General features: G+C 64.0%; 15 protein-coding genes. 5 read left to right on the top strand and 10 right to left on the bottom strand.

From position 1 onward, the window contains the following. Positions 1 to 127: 127 nt before the first annotated feature. The 5 genes from VWZ85_RS15740 to VWZ85_RS15720 all read right to left on the bottom strand — a co-directional run bounded on the left by VWZ85_RS15740 (position 128) and on the right by VWZ85_RS15720 (position 7,588). Positions 128 to 811, bottom strand: coding sequence for a cell wall hydrolase (locus tag VWZ85_RS15740; RefSeq protein ID WP_340546285.1), 684 nt, complete (start codon positions 809 to 811; stop codon positions 128 to 130). 135 nt (positions 812 to 946) lie between these two features. Continuing rightward, positions 947 to 3,526 (bottom strand): putative PEP-binding protein, encoded by a 2,580-nt coding sequence (locus VWZ85_RS15735; protein ID WP_416589007.1) that lies wholly within the window; start codon positions 3,524 to 3,526, stop codon positions 947 to 949. A 192-nt stretch (positions 3,527 to 3,718) separates the two neighbouring features. Further along, positions 3,719 to 5,947, bottom strand: coding sequence for a glycine--tRNA ligase subunit beta (gene glyS, locus VWZ85_RS15730; RefSeq protein WP_416589005.1), 2,229 nt, complete (start codon positions 5,945 to 5,947; stop codon positions 3,719 to 3,721). Between the two features lie 145 nt (positions 5,948 to 6,092). Continuing rightward, positions 6,093 to 6,626: a DUF6446 family protein gene (locus VWZ85_RS15725; RefSeq protein WP_340544679.1), complete on the bottom strand. Its 534-nt coding sequence runs from the start codon at positions 6,624 to 6,626 to the stop codon at positions 6,093 to 6,095. A gap of 32 nt (positions 6,627 to 6,658) precedes the next feature. Next, positions 6,659 to 7,588, bottom strand: coding sequence for a glycine--tRNA ligase subunit alpha (locus tag VWZ85_RS15720; protein WP_340544678.1), 930 nt, complete (start codon positions 7,586 to 7,588; stop codon positions 6,659 to 6,661). A 258-nt stretch (positions 7,589 to 7,846) separates the two neighbouring features. Between VWZ85_RS15720 and VWZ85_RS15715 the strand changes: the two genes are divergently transcribed. Continuing rightward, entirely contained in the window at positions 7,847 to 9,637 is a 1,791-nt protein-coding gene (locus tag VWZ85_RS15715) for a serine protease (RefSeq protein WP_416589003.1), read from the top strand. A 113-nt stretch (positions 9,638 to 9,750) separates the two neighbouring features. Here the strand turns inward: VWZ85_RS15715 and VWZ85_RS15710 are convergent, their stop codons facing one another. The 4 genes from VWZ85_RS15710 to VWZ85_RS15695 form a co-directional block, all read right to left on the bottom strand. Next, entirely contained in the window at positions 9,751 to 10,392 is a 642-nt protein-coding gene (locus tag VWZ85_RS15710; RefSeq protein WP_340544676.1) for an SDR family oxidoreductase, read from the bottom strand. 13 nt (positions 10,393 to 10,405) lie between these two features. Then, positions 10,406 to 10,939, bottom strand: coding sequence for a DUF1178 family protein (locus VWZ85_RS15705; protein WP_416589382.1), 534 nt, complete (start codon positions 10,937 to 10,939; stop codon positions 10,406 to 10,408). A 129-nt stretch (positions 10,940 to 11,068) separates the two neighbouring features. Further along, positions 11,069 to 11,848, bottom strand: coding sequence for an EcsC family protein (locus tag VWZ85_RS15700; protein ID WP_340544674.1), 780 nt, complete (start codon positions 11,846 to 11,848; stop codon positions 11,069 to 11,071). Between the two features lie 96 nt (positions 11,849 to 11,944). Then, a complete protein-coding gene (locus VWZ85_RS15695; protein WP_340546284.1) occupies positions 11,945 to 12,454 on the bottom strand; it encodes a GNAT family N-acetyltransferase in 510 nt (169 codons plus the stop codon). 204 nt (positions 12,455 to 12,658) lie between these two features. Here VWZ85_RS15695 and VWZ85_RS15690 point away from each other — a divergent pair, with 204 nt between their 5' ends. Then, positions 12,659 to 13,264 carry a flavin reductase family protein gene (locus VWZ85_RS15690; RefSeq protein WP_416589000.1) on the top strand — a complete coding sequence of 202 codons (606 nt, stop codon included), beginning with the start codon at positions 12,659 to 12,661 and terminating at the stop codon, positions 13,262 to 13,264. Positions 13,265 to 13,273: 9 nt separating this feature from the next. After that, positions 13,274 to 13,915: a CatB-related O-acetyltransferase gene (locus VWZ85_RS15685; RefSeq protein WP_416539344.1), complete on the top strand. Its 642-nt coding sequence runs from the start codon at positions 13,274 to 13,276 to the stop codon at positions 13,913 to 13,915. Positions 13,916 to 14,014: 99 nt separating this feature from the next. Here the strand turns inward: VWZ85_RS15685 and VWZ85_RS15680 are convergent, their stop codons facing one another. Beyond that, a complete protein-coding gene (locus VWZ85_RS15680) occupies positions 14,015 to 15,655 on the bottom strand; it encodes a SulP family inorganic anion transporter (protein WP_416535776.1) in 1,641 nt (546 codons plus the stop codon). A 498-nt stretch (positions 15,656 to 16,153) separates the two neighbouring features. On the opposite strand from VWZ85_RS15680, the gene VWZ85_RS15675 reads away from it, so the two are divergent. Continuing rightward, positions 16,154 to 16,321 (top strand): hypothetical protein, encoded by a 168-nt coding sequence (locus VWZ85_RS15675; protein WP_416588998.1) that lies wholly within the window; start codon positions 16,154 to 16,156, stop codon positions 16,319 to 16,321. A gap of 162 nt (positions 16,322 to 16,483) precedes the next feature. Then, on the top strand, positions 16,484 to 17,344 hold the full coding sequence (locus VWZ85_RS15670) for an S-methyl-5'-thioadenosine phosphorylase (RefSeq protein ID WP_416545171.1): 861 nt from the start codon (positions 16,484 to 16,486) through the stop codon (positions 17,342 to 17,344). The last annotated feature ends 137 nt before the right edge of the window (positions 17,345 to 17,481 follow it).

The raw sequence follows: 17,481 nt of genomic DNA, 5'->3' as shown, positions 1-17,481 counted from the left end.
ATCTGGCGGTGAGGTTCCAGCATAAACATGCCGCGCCCGCATAACAGGCCTTCATGCGCCATACCAGTGGCCGAAAACGGCGCTGCCAGGGTTTCAACCACGGCAAGCACCCGCCCCCTGACACGCCTTAGTTGTTGAGCGCAGTCCGAAAACGATCATCGCGGTAAAAGAGATGGACGCCGATCCGCGCGGTCTTGGTGAAGCTCTTGCTCCAGCGCGGACGCACCGCTGTGGTATGGTAATAGGTCGCGCCATCGGTGATCCCGGTGATCGCCCCATCCATCACCAGACGGGCCACTTTGGAGACCCGCTCAAATGCGGTTTTCTCGCGGATCACTTCCTTGTGGCCGTCGCAGGTGTAGGTGAACTGGCACTGATACTTGCGCCCGGTCCCCTGGTTGATCACGCCGCACAGGCTGTCAGGGAACTGCGAGGATTTCACGCGGTTCATAATCACCTCGGCGACGGCGAACTGGCCCTTCACGGTTTCACCGCGCGCCTCGAAGTACAGCGCTTCGGCCAGGCAGGCAAAATTCTCGCCCCCCTTGGCGGCCGGAATGGTGTCCAGCCATGCCTTGGTGAATTTCACTTCGGTCGCCTTGGCCTTCTTGGCCGAGCGGTTGAAGTTGAAGAAATTGTTCAAACGCCCGGTCGGCACGGCGTTCAGGGTGGATTGCTCACGTTCGAACAGCGCGTCCAAACCGGAATCCGCATATACATCTTTGGCCGCTGCCAAGGCGGCAGCAAACACGGCAGCTACAGTCAGAATCTTCATAAGGGCATCCCCACTAGACAGATCGCGCACGGCCATCCCAACGTCACGCGATCGCACCTCCTAGTGGAAATCCCTCCAAACGTCCAGCGACGGGACAGCGCACCCCGCTGCCCCTTGGTTAAGCGCCAATCCGCTGCTTTCTGCTACCCCTGCGAAAGCCCCTTGTTTTCTTTACGATTTTAGAGATTCGCGTGGTGAATCTCCGGTTTGGCTGGAAATCGCCAATTGCGCGGCAGCAAGCCGTGCAACGGGCACCCGAAACGGGGAACAGGAGACGTAATCGAACCCGGCTTCGCGACAGAACGCAATCGATTCGGGGTTGCCGCCATGCTCGCCACAGATCGACAGCGTGATCTGCGGGTTCTCTGCACGGCCCCGCTGAACCCCCAGTTTCAGCAGCTCGCCGACCCCGTCTGTATCCAGCACGTGGAACGGATCCTCTGGAAAGACGCCCTGATTGACATAGGCCGACATAAACCGCCCCGCATCGTCCCGCGACATGCCATAGGTCATCTGGGTAAGGTCGTTGGTCCCGAAGCTGAGGAACGAGGTATGCGGCGAAATCTCACCCGCGCGCAGGGCCGCACGCGGGGTCTCCACCATGACCCCCAGACGATAGGTGAAATCCTCGCCACGCTCGGCCTTCACCGCCAGCGCGACGGCATCAATGCGCGCCTTCACCAGCTCCACCTCACGTTTGGCCGAGACCAGCGGGATCATGATCTCCGGCACCACCGGATCGCCCTCCTTGGAGGCATCCAGAGTGGCCTCGAAAATCGCCCGTGCCTGCATGTCGTAGATTTCCGGCACCGTCACCCCCAGCCGCACGCCGCGCAGGCCCAGCATCGGGTTGTATTCCTCCATCTCCTCGACCCGGCGGGTCACATCGCTCACCGGGATACCCAAGGCTTCCGAAAGCTCCCGCTGCCCGGTTTTGGAGGTCGGCAGGAATTCATGCAGCGGCGGGTCGAACAGCCGAATACAGACCGGCAGCCCTTCCATGATGCGAAACAGCGCAAAGAAATCCTCCCGCTGCATCGGCAGCAACCGCGCCAGCACCGCAGCCCGCCCCTCCGAGGTCTCGGCAAAGATCATCTCCCGCATCACCGTCAACCGGCCGGGATCAAAGAACATATGCTCGGTCCGGCACAGGCCGATCCCCTGCGCGTTGAACTTGCGCGCGGTCTCGGCATCCTCCGGCGTGTCGGCATTGGCGCGGATGTCGATATCGCGCACCTCATCGGCCCAGGTGAGAAGGGTCTGAAAGGCGCCGTCCTCCGCCGCCTCCAGCATCTCCGGCTCGCCCGCCAGCACCTCGCCACTGCTGCCGTCGATGGTGATGATATCGCCACGGCTGAACACCCGGTCGCCCTGGGCCACCAGCTGCTTGCGCCGACTGTGGAACTTCAGGTTAGAGGCCCCGACGATACATGGCAGCCCGAGACCGCGACCGATCACCGCCGCATGGCTGGTGATCCCGCCGCGCTCCGTCAGCACCCCGACCGCCGCGTGCATACCCCGCACATCCTCGGGCGACGTTTCGCGCCGCACCAGAATGCAGGGCTCACCGCGCGCCGCACTGGCCTGCGCCTCCGCAGCGGTAAACACCAGCCGCCCGGTGGCGGCACCGGGGCTGGCGGCAATGCCCTTTCCGATCACATCACGGGTCGCCCCCGGCGCCACCTGCCGGTGCAGCAGCTCGGTCAGAATATGCGCGTCGACCCGCATCACCGCTTCCTGCCGCGGGATAATGCCATCCTCGGCCAGCGCCACCGCGATCCGCACCGCCGCCTGTGCCGACCGGGTGACCCGCACCCCGTCCAGGATATGCACCGCGCCGCTCACGATCACAAATTCAACCTGCATCTCTTCGCGCAGACGCTGTCGCATCAGCCGGGCATGGGATTTCAGATCGGCAAAGGCCTCGGGCGCCGATTCCTCCAGCGATGGCCCGCGCGGGTCACGCTCCAGATACAGCGCCTCGGCCCCCGCCCCCAGCGCATCGCGCCCCTGGCTCTGGCTCAGGTACCGCCCGGTGATCTGCGGCTCACCTGTCTTGGTATTGACCAGCTGCAACACACCCGAACCGCATTCGCCCTGACCAAAGCCCGGCACCATCTCCTGCACCACCAGACCCAGCCCGGCATCCGCAGGCGCGCCCTTGGCCTGCCGCAACAGCCGGGCCGAGGTGCCTTCCCAGGCCCGCGCCATCGACCGCAACACCGCCGCCAGCTGCTCCGCCGGATCCTGTGGAAACGGCTCATCGGTCTCCGCCTCATAGGCGTGCAGAACCTCGCTCAGCGCATCAGGCCCACCATCCTCCACATCGTCAAAGACATCCGGGTCCAGCCGCGCCACATGCACCGCATAAGACTGCACAAACCGCAGATACAAGGCCGCCGCCCCGTCGCGCCCAAGACTGTCGCAAAGGTCGACATAGCGCGCATCATTCATGCCGATGTTGAGGATCGCACCGGGGCCGCCCCAATCGGGATCCTGTGACGACGGGCGCACACAGAGCAGCGCATCCGACGGAAAGGCGTCAACAATCGCCGCCATATCGGGCATCTCGCCCTGGGCGATCCCGTGCACCGCCTGAAACGACAGCGCCACGGTGCGCGGCACCGGCAGATCCAACCGCACCAGACGTTGCAGGCATTTCGCCCGCCCGCCATGGGTGTGATTGGCAATGGGTGCCACCGGCGTGATCAGCACGGAATCCGGCGTCTCATCCTGTGGGGTACGAGCCATGTCTCGATCATTTTTCTGCACTGCGGCGCCTTTCCTTTGCTATGCAGCATAGCCCTGTCGTCCATTCCCGCAAGGAAAAGCACGTGGACCAAAAGGAGAAAACCGGGACGACCCTGCGATCACCCCGGTTTCTCGTTGTTTTGCCTGCCCGGACTGCCCGGACTGCGCGGTCAGATCACGGCCCTGCGGGGCTCAGCCCTCGATCCGGGTCAGATCGGCGACCTGCCCGCAGACCTTGCGGATCTGGCTCAGCAGGTTCAGGCGGTTGCGGCGCACCACCTCATTGTCGGAATTGACCTGCACCGCTTCAAAAAACGCATCCACCGGGGCGCGCAATGCGGCCATGCTGCCCATTGCAGCCGCGAAATCTTCGGCCTCGATGGCCGAAGAGATCGCCCCCTCGCTCTGCGCAAGCGCATCGAACAGGGCCACTTCGCTGTCATCCTCGGCGAATTTCTTATCCGCGCCGTAGGAATATTCTACGCCATCCTTCTCCTCGGCCTGCGCCAGGATATTGTTGGCCCGTTTGAAGCCCTGCAACAGGTTCTCGCCATCCTCGGAGGCCATGAACTCCTCCAGCGCACGGGCGCGTTTCACCAGCAGCGTGAGGTCATCGTTGCCCTCCATCGCGATGCAGGCGTCGATCACGTCATGACGGATGCCCTGATCACGCAGGAACACCTTGAGCCGGTCGTGGAAGAAGGAGAGGAGGTCACGCGACACATCCGGCAGCTGCGTCTTCAGCCGCTCGATATGTTTGGGCAGATCCCCGTCAAAGGCATCCAGCACCGTGCGCACGGCAGAACCAAAGACACCGTGATCGGCGATCTCGTTCAGCATGTCCTGCATCAGCCCCGTAGCAACCGGGTCACCACCGTTCTGGGCCATTTCATGGCGCAGCAGATGGGCATCAATTGCGCCGTCCAGCCGCATCCGCACATCATTGTCCAGCACCAGCCGGATCACCCCCAGCGCGGCACGGCGCAGAGCAAAGGGGTCTTTTGACCCGGTGGGCTTTTCATCAATCGCCCAGAACCCGGTCAGCGTGTCCAGTTTATCGGCCAGCGCCACGGCAACCGAGACCGGCTCGGATGGCACATCATCCGACGGGCCAAGCGGCGAATAATGCGCCTCGCAGGCATTGGCCACCTCTTGCGGCAGGCCAGCCGCCTCCGCGTAGTAGCGCCCCATCAGGCCCTGCAATTCCGGGAACTCATAGACCATTTCGGAACTCAGATCGGCCTTTGCCACCCGTGCGGCCTGCTCTGCCAGATCGGCATCGGCGCCGACAACCGGCGCGATCTCGCGGGCCAGCGCGGCAATACGGTCAATCCGCGCCGCCTGCGTGCCCAGCTTGTTGTGGAAGGTCACATTGCCCAGCTTCGCAACCCAGGGCTCAAACCCCTGCTCGGTCACCGTGCGCAGATCATTCTCCCAGAAGAACTTCGCATCCGCCAGCCGTGCTGACAGAACTTTTTGGTTGCCCGCCAGGATGGTCGCGCCATTGTCGGCGGTCTCGCGGTTGGCGACGGTGATGAATTTCTCGATCCGCCCGGTCTTCGGATTGCGCACCGAGAAAAACTTCTGATGTTCCTTCATCGAGGTCTGCAAGACCTCCGGCGGCAGCGCCAGGAATTCATCGTCGATGGCGCCCATCAGCACCACCGGCCATTCCACCAGACCAGCGACCTCGGCCAGAAGACCCTTGTCCTCGACAACCTCCAACCCGCTGGCAAAGGCCTGATTGGTGGCCTCCTGCCAGATGGCCGCTTCCCGCTCGGCCGGATCCAGCACCACATGCGCCCGCTTCAGCTTGGCGGCATAATCGTCAAAGCTGGATACGGTGATCTGATCCGGCGCCATGAAACGGTGGCCAAATGTGGTCTTGCCCGATGCAATTCCGTCGATATCCAGCGGCACAACCTCGGCGCCATCCTCCTTGGACAGGAGACAGAGGATCGAATGCAGCGGGCGCACCCAGCGCAGGGCGCCCGATCCCCAGCGCATGGACTTCGGCCAGGGGAAATTGCGGATGGTGTCTTCCAGCACCTCTGCAATGATCTCTGCCGCCGGGCGCCCCGGCTTTTCGATCAGCGCAAAATAGACTGCGCCCTTCGGGGTGTCGCGCTCTTCCAGCTGCTCGCGTGTGAGGCCCGCACCGCGCAGGAAGCCTTCGATGGCCTTGTCCGGCGCGCCCACTTTCGGCCCCTTGCGCTCCTCGCGCACTGTCGGGGAGTGCTCCAGCAGCCCCTCAAGCGCCAGCGTCAGACGGCGCGGCGTCGATAGCGCATGGGCACCGGCATAGGTCAGCCCCGCTTCGACCAGACCATCGGTCACGCGCTTTTTCAGATCCTCCGCCGCACGCGCCTGCATACGGGCCGGAATTTCCTCGGAAAACAGTTCAATCAGAAGATCAGGCATCAGATGTCCTTACGGATGGCCGCGCGCGGCGCGGAAAATACGTGTTGACGGAACGGAGCCGCTTCTGAACGAAGGGCTGCGCCGTCCCGCGGGGTGGCGCTATTGCGCCGCCCCAGAGGGGCGGTACTCTTCAGAAAGGCAAGCATCATTCGCCTCCGACCGCCTCTGGCCGGGGCGGGCATTCCTCGCCCACAACCGTGCCGTCATAGGCTTTCTGGCCGCAATCGTTCAGCTCATGCCAGACATAGCCGCGCCCTGCGTCGGTGATCGCTACGATGCGGTCCACCCCGTAAGAGATATTCTTGACCGACAGAAAGCTCTCGGCGCGTCCCTCGGCCAGCGCCTGACCAATGGCTTCGGCATCAAAACAGTCAAACCAGCCCGGCGCATTGCGCGGCTCTTTCTGATCCGACAGCACAAACAGTTGCGCCAGCTCTTCGGGTTTCAGATCGGTAGCGAAACAGGCGCGATAGCGAATGGGAGAACTCTCCGCGTCGATCGCCTCAAAGCCACTGTAGCGGATCGGCAGCGCCGCGCCACCACCAAGCGGCGTCAGCATCACGTCCTTGCCCGGCTGCAGCTCGACATCCTCGTAAAAGCCGTAGACCTGCAGGTAATACATCGCCGCCCCAGCCGCGAGGCCGGAGCAAATCAGGATCAGCGAAAGGAACTTGCCCATACCGTGGACTCCTATTGGCAATCAGCCTCGAGTTACGCCGCGTGACCGCCGGCTTCGGTCTGCACAAAGGCATCGGCGCATTGCTTGGCCAGCGCGCGCACCCGGCCGATATAGGCCTGCCGCTCGGTGACGGAAATGACGCCGCGCGCATCGAGCAGGTTAAAGACATGGCTGGCCTTGATGCACTGGTCATAGGCCGGATGGGCCATGATGATGCGTTTGCCGGTCTTGGGGTCGATATGCTCCTGCGCGAGGATCGCGGCGCATTCGGCCTCGGCCTCCTCGAAATGGCGCAGCAGCACCTCGGTATTGGCCACGTCAAAGTTCCAGCGGGCGTATTCTTCCTCGGTCTGCTTGAACACATCGCCATAGCTCAGCGGGATCAGCGCGTCCGGGTCGTTGAACGGCATGTCCATCACGTGATCGACGCCCAGAATATACATCGCCAGACGTTCCAGACCATAGGTCAGCTCGCCCGATACCGGGTGACAATCGTAGCCGCCGACCTGCTGGAAATAGGTGAACTGGCTGACTTCCATACCGTCGCACCAGACCTCCCAGCCCAGGCCCCAGGCGCCAAGCGTCGGGCTTTCCCAGTCGTCCTCGACAAAACGAATGTCGTGCATGTCCATATCGACGCCGATCGCCTCGAGGCTGCCCAGATACAGCTCCTGCAGGTTCGGCGGCGAGGGTTTGATCAGCACCTGATACTGGTAGTAGTGCTGCAACCGGTTCGGGTTCTCACCATAGCGGCCATCGGTCGGACGGCGCGACGGCTGCACATAGGCGGCCGCCCAGGCCTTGCTGCCCAGCGCGCGCAGCGTGGTCGCGGGGTGAAAGGTGCCCGCGCCGACTTCCATGTCGTAGGGCTGCATAATGGCACAGCCTTTGGAGGCCCAGTACGTCTGAAGCCGCAGAATGATCTCTTGGAACGAGCGCGGAGCGCCTTTGGTGTCGGTCATGTTTCTTCCCTATGGGGGCAGCAAATCCGGGGTTCTTCCTATGCAAGCCCCGGCGCAGGGTCAACGGCGCATCGCAGCCTCAGCGGCTCCGGCCCCGCTGAAACACGCAGCCCCCGCCCTCCAGCGCGTCCCTGAGGCCACATCAGCCGAATTTGGCGCCATCCGCCGGGTTTTCCCCCTGCGAAGAGGAGTTCCCTTCGCGGCGCGAAAGTGGTTATGTGCGCGCCAACGACCGATCACCCCGATAGAGGCCTTTTGATGAAGAGTTTGATTGCTACGCTGGCACTGTCCCTGATGGCGCTGGCATCCGCCTTTACAGGTGTTGCCACCGCCCAGACCGGCACCCAACAATCCGCGCAGGAGACGGTCTGGATCCAGGTTGCCGCCCGCGCCTCCCTGCGCGAAGCCCAGGCCGAAGCGCAGGAATTTGCCGCGCGGCTGCCCGATGTCTCCGGCTTCTCGCTTGGCGGTGGCTGGTATGGCATTCTGCTTGGCCCCTATACCCGCAGCGATGCCGACCGGGTGCTTCAGGTCTACCGCGCCGAACGGCAGATCCCGCGCGACAGCTTCATCGCGTTAAGCAGCAACCTCGGCAATCAGTTCTACCCGACAGCCGCCACCGCCAATACCGAACCACAGGCCACCGTCGAAAGCCCGGTTCTGGAGCCGATCGACCCCGCAGTGGTGACCCAGGCCCCGGCGGAACCGGTCGAAACTGTGCTCCCCGATGAGACCCCGGCTGAGGCGCGCCGCAGCGAATCCCGTCTCACCCGTGAAGAACGCATGGATCTGCAAATCGCGCTCAAGGCCGCCGGTTTCTATACTTCCACCATCGACGGCGCCTTTGGTCGCGGCACGCGTGGCTCCATGTCGGACTGGCAGTCGGCCCGTGGCTACGCGCCCACCGGTGTGCTGACCACCGCCCAGCGTCAGGCGCTGATGGATGAATATAACGCGCCGCTGATTTCGGTTGGCATGGCCCCCCTCACCGATACCAAAGCCGGGATTTCGATGCAGATCCCCGCAGGTGAAGTGACCTTTGATCGCTACGAATCTCCCTTTGCCCTGTTCAAGAGCAGCGGCGATCTCGGCGCGCAGCTGCTGCTGATCAGCCAGCCCGGTGACCGGCGCACGCTCTACGGTCTCTACGACATCATGCAGACGCTGGAGATCGTCCCTCTGGACGGTCCGCGCCAGCGCAGCGGCGACAGCTTCACCCTGGAAGGCCGCGGAAATGGCATCGTCTCCTATACCGAGGCCCGGCTCGCCAATGGCGAAATCAAGGGCTTCACGCTGGTCTGGCCGACCGGTGACGACGAGCGGCGCGCCCGCGTGCTGGCAGCGATGTCGGCCAGCTTCGAACGCATCGACGGCGTTCTGGATCCCGCCGCCGGTGCCGATGCCCCGCAGAATGTCGATCTGATCTCGGGCCTTGACGTGCGCAAGCCGCGCCTGTCGCGCTCCGGCTTCTATGTCGATGCCAAGGGCAGCGTGGCGACCACCGCCGATGTGGTTGCAGGCTGCACCCGGGTGACACTGGATCACGACTACCAGGCCGAGGTCGCCTATACCGACACCGCCACCGGCATCGCCGTGCTGCGCCCGGTTGAGGCGCTGGCCCCGATGGCCGTCGCCAAACTGGCCAGCGCCTCCGCCCGTCTTCAGTCCGATATCGCGGTTTCCGGCTTCTCTTACGAGGGCGTCCTCGGCGCCCCCAGCCTCAGCTGGGGCAGCTTGCAGGATGTAAAGGATCTGTCCGGCAACCCCGGTGTCTCGCGTCTGCAACTCAGCAGCCAGCCGGGCGATGCGGGCGGCCCGGTGCTGACCACCGATGGCGCCGTGCAGGGCATATTGCTGAGCCAGACCAAAGGCGCCACCCAGCTGCCAGAAGGGGTCAGTTTTGCGGCAAATGCCGATACCCTGCGCGCCGCCCTGAGCAGCGCCGGGGTCACCGCCTCTGACGCCAGCGCTGAGGCGACCGCCTTGCCGGTCGGGGCGCTGACCCGTCAGGCCAGCGGCATGACCGTTCTGGTCAGCTGCTGGGACTGAGCCACGGCCAGCCACCGCCCTGCGGGGCTCTGCAAACCCAAAAAGGCCGGAGCGAATGCTCCGGCCTTTTTCGTTTCCGCGCCGATCTGTTCAGCCGGTCTTCACTCACACGCTCAATAGGCGTGGATACGGCCATCCCAGGTGTGAAAACAGCCCGTGGTCTCCGTGCTCAGCACGTCAAACTCATGCAGCAGCCCGGCGACCGATTCCTGCACCGAGATGTCGCCCTCTTCGCCGCCCATATCCGTCCGCACCCAGCCCGGATGATAGATCCCGACGGCGATGCCCTCCGGCAGCAGATCCGTCGCCAGATTGCGCCCGATATTGAGCGCTGCCGCCTTTGACGCGCGATAGGCATAGCTGCCGCCGGGCGCACGGGCATGGCTCGCCATCTGTGACGAAATGATCGCGATCTTCGGATCCGCCGCCAGCCGCAGGTTCGGCAACAGCGCCTGCACCGTCAAAAAGACCCCGGTGACATTGGCGGCCAGCGTCTTGCCCCAGACCTCGGCAGAGTAATCCTCCAGCGCCATTGATTTATCGAGATAGACGCCGGCGTTGCACACCAGCAGGTCAACCGGTCGCCCCTTCAGCTGGGCGGCAAACCGCGCCTGCTGGCCGGGATCGGTCACATCCAGCCGCACACCGGAGGAATGATCGCGCGACGTGCCCGTCACCTCGTGACCATCCTCCCGCAGCTTCGCGACCAATTCGCGGCCAATGCCCCGGCTGGTTCCTGTCACGACGACATGCATACATGCTCTTCCTTCAATTGGTTTTTCTATTGGGCAGGAAGGGCAGCGGCAGCACCGGCACGCCCTCCTCGATCAGCGCCCGCGCCTCTTCCGGCCGGGCCTCACCGTGGATCGCCCGCTCCGGCACATCACCAAGATGCATGGCGCGCGCCTCATTGGCGAAATCCTTACCGACGTAATCTGAATTCTTCTCAACCTTGCGCCGCAGCTCCGCCACCGCAGCCTCCAGCTCTCCCGATGGGGTGCTCAGCGCCCCCGCACCGGGTGGAACCGCCCGCAGCGCGCCCGGCGTTCCAGCCGCCTGTGGTGCAGGTTGCTGCGGCGCGACAGCCCCCGCAGCGGCACGCGACTCTGCCTCACCGACCGGCGAAACCGCCGTACGGCCGGGGCGCACGCGGGGCGCCATGATTGCCTTTTCCACCTGACTGGATCCACATTGCGCACAGGCCACCATCCCCGCCGCTGCCAGCTTGTCAAAAGCGGCTGCCGACTGGAACCAGCTGTCAAAACTGTGTCCTTCAGCGCATTTCAGAGCGTATTGTATCATCGTCATCACTCTTCATCAGGAGGGGATGATTAAATCTGCAATCCCCACAAGTGCAAGGGCAGAAGCGCCCGCTGCCGGTGTTCCACATCAGACCGCCGCAGATCGGCAACCGCCTTCGGGGGCGGGTTGCTACCGTGGTGCCAGCAACCGGTCCTGCAGGCGCGCAACCAATGTCTCATGTGGCTGATCCGCCGCCACCGCCAGACGACGCAGACCAAAATGGACCCGCGCCATTTCCTGATAATAGCCCGAATAGACGAAATTGGTCGTGGCCCCGGCCACGGCCCCCAGCACCGGCAGTGTCTGCGCGGCCAGCTTCTGGCCCAAAACCATGCTGAAACGGGGTGCCACCTGCGCGATCAGTTTCTGCACCGCCCCCCCGGTCAGCCCCAGCCGCAGTGACAGGAACCCCAGATCCGCGCCATCATCAGCCGCCAGCGGACCGGCAGCAGCGAACACCCGGATACAGTCAAAGCGCACGCCCTCGGCCTCCGGGTCAAAGCCCTCTTCTGCCGCCACCCCCTGAATACTCCGCAGCAGGAAGGCCGTGGTTGCGGGCAGCTCGACCAATGCTCCGGGCAAACCGCCCATGCCACCCGCCGCGCCCATCGCGGCGCTGACCGCGCGGTTGACCGCCGCCGGCTGATCCGGCACCACCCGGCGCGATCCGCTGGCCCCCTGCATCGCCAGTTGCAGCGCCTGCTCGGTGGCGCCGTTCAACCGGCTCCGCACCGGCGCAGGCAATTTGTCCAGCAGCCCGTCAACCGAGCCGCCCAGCAGGTTCAGGATCTGGATGCCCAGCCCACCGGCGGCGCGGTAACGCTTGGCCAGCGCCTCCAGCTCCGCCTCCACGGCAGCAGCGTCCAGCGGCGTGGTCAGGGCAGTATCAGGAGTCAGGATCTCGGTCATGGCATACCTCATGTTGCCAAAAAAATGTTTGTCTTCCCGGCCCGTATTTCAAGATCTCGGTAACCTGCGCCTGCGATCCACCCCGATCAGCCCCGATCAGCCGGGGATCTGCGGCCCGCTCCAGCGCAGAACCCTGCCGCGCACATCGGCCCAGCCGCCAGCCGCCAGATCCAGACCCAAAACCCGCTCCGGGTTGGTCGGCGGCGGCATCTCGACCGCGGGCAGCAGCGAAAACCCAAAGCGCCGGTAATACGGCGCATCGCCCACCAGCAGCACCCTGCTCCAGCCGCGCTCCTCCGCCTTGGCCAGACTGTCGCGGATCAGGGCGCCGCCCAGCCCCTCGCCCTGATGGGTCGGGTGAACCGCCACCGGCCCCAGCAGCAGCGCCGGCAGGCCCGCCTCACCAATCCGCACCGGCCAGAAGCGGATCGCCCCGGCCAGAATTCCGCCCTGATCGCGCGCCACCTGGCTCAGCCCGCTGACCGGCGGCACGTCGTCGCGCAAACGATAGGACGACAGCGCCTCGCGACCGGGCGCAAAGCACAGGTCATATAGCGCCTCGACCTCCCAGCGGTCCTCGGGCTGCTCTGCCTTCAACTCAATCACGCGCCCGCCTCCACGCCCGTCGCCGTCACCGCCCGCTGACCAGCCCAGCACCACCGAGGGATTTGCCCCACAGCGCGCTGCAAACTCTTCACGCAGGCTGGTCATCGCCCTAACACGGGCGTAAGCCTTGGGCAAACCCCGGCAGCCGGATCCGCAAGCAATACCAGCAGGCTACCGCTCCGGCTCAGACTTGGAGACCAGCATATGTTCTACCGACCCGAGAGCGGCCACGGGCTGCCGCACAACCCGTTCAACTCCATTGTCACCCCGCGCCCCATTGGCTGGATTTCCACCCGTGCGGCCGATGGCACCAACAATCTGGCGCCCTATTCCTTCTTCAATGCCGTCGCCTATGAACCGCCGCAGGTGATGTTTGCCTCCACCTCGGCCAAGGACGATCAGGACGGCACCAAGGACAGCGTGGCCAATATCGCCGAAACCGGCGTGTTCTGCGTCAATGTTGTCTCCTACGCGCTGCGGGATGCAATGAACGCCAGTTCCGCAGCCCTGCCCAAGGGGGTGGATGAATTTGCCCACGCAGGTCTGGAGATGGCCGCCTGCGAAACCATTCCCTGCGGTCGTGTCGCCGCCGCCCCGGCTGCGCTGGAATGCCGCCTGACGCAGATCGTGACCCTTCCCGGCGCCGCCAACAAGGTGGTCTTTGGCGAGGTGGTCGGCGTCCATCTCGACGACAGCTGCCTGATCGACGGGACTTTCGATGTGACCCGCTTCCAGCCGCTGGCGCGCCTTGGCTACCGTGACTACTCTGTGGTGCGGGATCTGTTTTCCCTCACCCGCCCGGATGAATGAGGCCCAGAAATGCCGTTACCCGACCCAAAGAAACGCCATCCGATCACCCTGCCCGATGGCAGCGCCCATGCCGGCACGGTGATGCTGTCGGAGGCGATTGATCACCCGAATTTCACCATCGGCGCCTTCACCTATGCCTCCGCCTTTGAACCGCCGTCGGACTGGGCCAGCCGTCTGGCGCCCTATCTCTTTGCCGGATCGCGCGAGCGGGTGGTGATCGGCAGATTCTGCCAGATCGCCGAGGGCGTGCGCATCATCACCGCCTCTGCCAATCACGCGCAGGACGGGCTCAGCTGCTATCCTTTCCCGGTGTTCGATCAGACGCAGATGACCGGATTTCAGCCCGATACCCGCGACACGGTGATCGGCAATGATGTCTGGATCGGCTATGGCGCGATGATCCTGCCGGGGGCGCGGATCGGGGATGGCGCCATCATCGGTGCCGGTGCGGTGGTGCGCGGGTCGATCCCGCCCTACGCCATCGTGACCGGCAACCCCGGCACCGTCCACAGCTACCGCTTCACCAAACCGCAGATCGCGCGCCTGCTTGGTCTGAAATGGTGGGACTGGCCCGCCGACCTGATCTCGCGCGCTGAACCTGCGCTCTTGTCCGGTGACCTCGACATGCTGGAGACCCTGGCACCGGACTGACCAAGCTTTGCCCAAGAGCGCCGTTCAATCACCGTAAAACGAGAAAACCCGCGACGCCGATGGTGCGCGGGTTTCTTCTTTCAGATGCCACGGGACAGCTTAGTGGCCACCCAGGATCCCGGTCTTGACCGAGTAGTCCACCGCCAGCGCATAGTCAGGGTCATCGTCGCTATCGACCATCAGATGCCCGGCCTTGGTCAGAAGCTGATGGCAATCGCGGCTCAGATGCCGCAGCACCAGCGCCTTGCCCTCGGCCTCATACTTGCCCGCCAGCGCCTCGATCGCCTGTAGCGCCGACTGGTCCACCACCCGGCTGCGGGCAAAGTCCACGATCACATGATCCGGGTCATTCGCCACATCGAACAGCTCGATGAACCCGTCGGTCGAGCCAAAGAACAGCGGCCCCTCGATCTCATAGACCTTGGCGCCCTTGTCGGTGGCGGATTCGCGGGTATAGGCGTGGATGCGGCGGGCGTTGTTCCAGGCATAGGCCAGCGCCGAGACGATCACGCCGACAACCACCGCAATCGCAAGGTCGGTCATCACCGTCACCACGGTCACCAGCACAATGACAAAGGCGTCCATCATAGGCACTTTGGTCATCACCTTGAAGCTGTTCCAGGCAAAGGTACCGATCACCACCATGAACATCACGCCCACCAGCGCCGCCAGCGGGATCTGCTCGATCAGCGGCGAGGCCACCACGATAAACGCCAGCAGGAACAGCGCCGCAGCAATGCCAGCAATCCGCGTCCGACCGCCGGATTTCACATTGATCATCGACTGGCCGATCATCGCACAGCCGCCCATGCCGCCAAAGAAGCCTGTGACCACATTGGAGGCCCCCTGCGCGATACATTCCTGGCTTGCCCCGCCCCGCTTGCCGGTGATTTCACCAACCAGGTTCAGCGTCAGCAGGCTCTCGATCAGGCCGATCGCCGCGAGGATCACCGCATAGGGCAGAATGATCCACAGCGTCTCCAGCGTGAAGGGGGCCAGCGCGGTGCCGTAAAGGCCTTCACCCGTGCCAAACGGATTGTGGAAGGAGGGGAAACTGCCCTTGATCGAGGCCATATCGCCCACCGTCGGCACGTCAATGCCCAGCGCAATCACCAGCGCCGCCACGATGCCGATCCCGGCCAGCGGCGCCGGAACGATGGCGGTGATCTTGGGCGTGCCCCAGATGATCAGCATGGTCAGCCCCACCAGCCCCAGCATCATGATCAGCTGCGACCCTGCCAGCCAGGCCTCGGTATTGTCCGGGTCCTTGAACTGCGTGAGCTGCGCCAGGAAAATCACAATCGCCAGCCCGTTCACAAACCCCAGCATCACCGGATGCGGCACCAGCCGGATGAATTTCCCCCAGTGCATGACACCTGCAAAGATCTGCAAGATCCCCATCAGCACCACCGTGGCAAAGAGGTATTCGACCCCATGCTCGGCCACCAGCGCCACCATCACCACCGCCAGCGCCCCCGTCGCGCCGGAGATCATCCCGGGCCTGCCGCCAAAGACAGCCGTGATCAACCCGACCATAAAGGCCGCATAAAGCCCCACCAGCGGGTGCACCCCCGCCACAAAGGCAAAGGCAACCGCCTCCGGCACCAGCGCCAGCGCCACGGTCAGGCCCGACAGCAATTCGGTGCGCACACGGCCCACGGTAAAGCCCTCGTCCTGCATGATGGAGAGATTGGGCGGTGAAATCTGTTTGGCGAGCGTCGCCATTATGCCGCGGGTCATGGGGTCACCTGTGATCGGGAAAGGGTATCGTTAGCGCCCGCCCCTAGCGGAATTCCGCCAGTGGGGCAAGGGCAGCCCCCGTTACCGCCCGCTCAGCGCCCAATGGGTCAGCCCTCCTGTCCAAATGTTTCGCACGCGAAACATTGCGGCAGCGCTGCTGACATTAAACTTAAGCGTTTAGCAGCACTTAACCACTCGCCTCGCTTTGATTGGCCCACAATCCATCGGACGGTTCTCATCATTGGAATTGGAGAATATGTGATGCAAGGCGCCAACAAGATAACGGATTTAAGGACGATGCAGGAAGGCGAGCTTTCCCCAGCAGATGAAAAGCGCATCGCCGCCAGCTCTCGAGCTTCACCAGATCGTGTTATGTGCGATCTGAACCCTCACATCCGCGGTGAGCGATCTGCGAAGCCCGCCGGTCATTGAAGTGATCACAAAATTCCCGGCCGCGACTGGGAAAGCTTCTCAGCGATCGCCTATGCCGCCGACGTCGTGGTTCCGATCATCGACTTCGGCCAGACCGAGGCCTGGGCACCCTCCACCACCCGTGGCCCGGCGGGTGTGATCCTGTGGTGGGCACGCTGGGCCTTCACCCTTGCAGGCTGGATCGTCACCGCCCTTGGCGCGGCGGCTTTGACCGGGATCATCCGGCGCGAATAGCGCCCGCCTGTCATCTTTCTCCAAATACTCTCGCCGAAGGCCTTGCTACCGCCCACAGGGCGGCAGCAATCAAATCCCCCGTCGCGCTTGTCAAACCGGGGCCTCCTCGGGCAGAACGGCAAGGACCAGCTTCAGGGGACAGAACACGTGACACAGGAAACAATGATTGCCGTCATCGGCGGCTCGGGCCTCTATGACATCGACGGGCTGCAAAACGCAGAATGGGTCTCGGTTGAGACGCCCTGGGGGGCGCCCTCGGATCAGATCCTGACCGGCAACCTCGATGGTGTGAAAATGGCCTTCCTGCCCCGCCACGGGCGCGGCCATGTGCATTCGCCGACCGAAGTGCCCTACCGGGCCAATATCGACGCGCTGAAACGGCTCGGCGTCACGGATGTGTTTTCGATCTCCGCCTGCGGCTCCTTCCGCGAGGAGATGGCGCCGGGGGATTTTGTCATTGTCGATCAGTTCATCGACCGCACCTTCGCGCGCGACAAGAGCTTCTTCGGCACCGGCTGCGTGGCGCATGTCAGCGTGGCCCATCCGACCTGCGAGCGGCTGTCCGATGCGGCAGAGACCGCGGCGCGGGACGCGGGCATCACTGTGCATCGCGGCGGCACCTATCTCTGTATGGAAGGGCCGCAGTTCTCCTCCATGGCCGAAAGCAAGATGTACCGCAGCTGGGGCTGCGACGTGATCGGCATGACCAATATGCCGGAGGCCAAGCTCGCCCGCGAGGCTGAGCTTTGCTACGCTTCCATCGCCATGGTGACGGATTTCGACAGCTGGCACCCGGATCATGGCGCGGTGGAGATCACCGACATCATCGCCACCCTGACCGGCAATTCCGCCAAGGGCCGTGCGCTGGTGCAGCGGCTGCCTGCGCTGCTGGGGGCGACCCGCGAGGCCTGCCCGCATGGCTGCGACCGCGCGCTGGAACATGCCATCATGACGGCGCCGGAAAAACGCGATGCCGCGCTTCTGGCCAAACTGGATGCGGTTGCCGCACGGGTTCTGGGCTGACCGGCTGCCGGGGCCGCCGAGGCGGCCTAGGCATACCGACCGCCCGGTCTGGTAACGGTTGATTATCGCCTCTGCCGCTGGTTCCGAAAGGCCACAGCCGCGCCGGTTGAGAGCAGCCACCCCATCCGCCCCCTTGC

The organism is Phaeobacter sp. JH20_29, assembly GCF_048056175.1.
In the GTDB taxonomy this organism is placed as follows: domain Bacteria; phylum Pseudomonadota; class Alphaproteobacteria; order Rhodobacterales; family Rhodobacteraceae; genus Phaeobacter; species Phaeobacter bryozoorum.
The sequence above is the reverse complement of the archived record's forward strand: the minus strand, read 5'-3'. Positions and strand labels throughout refer to the sequence as shown.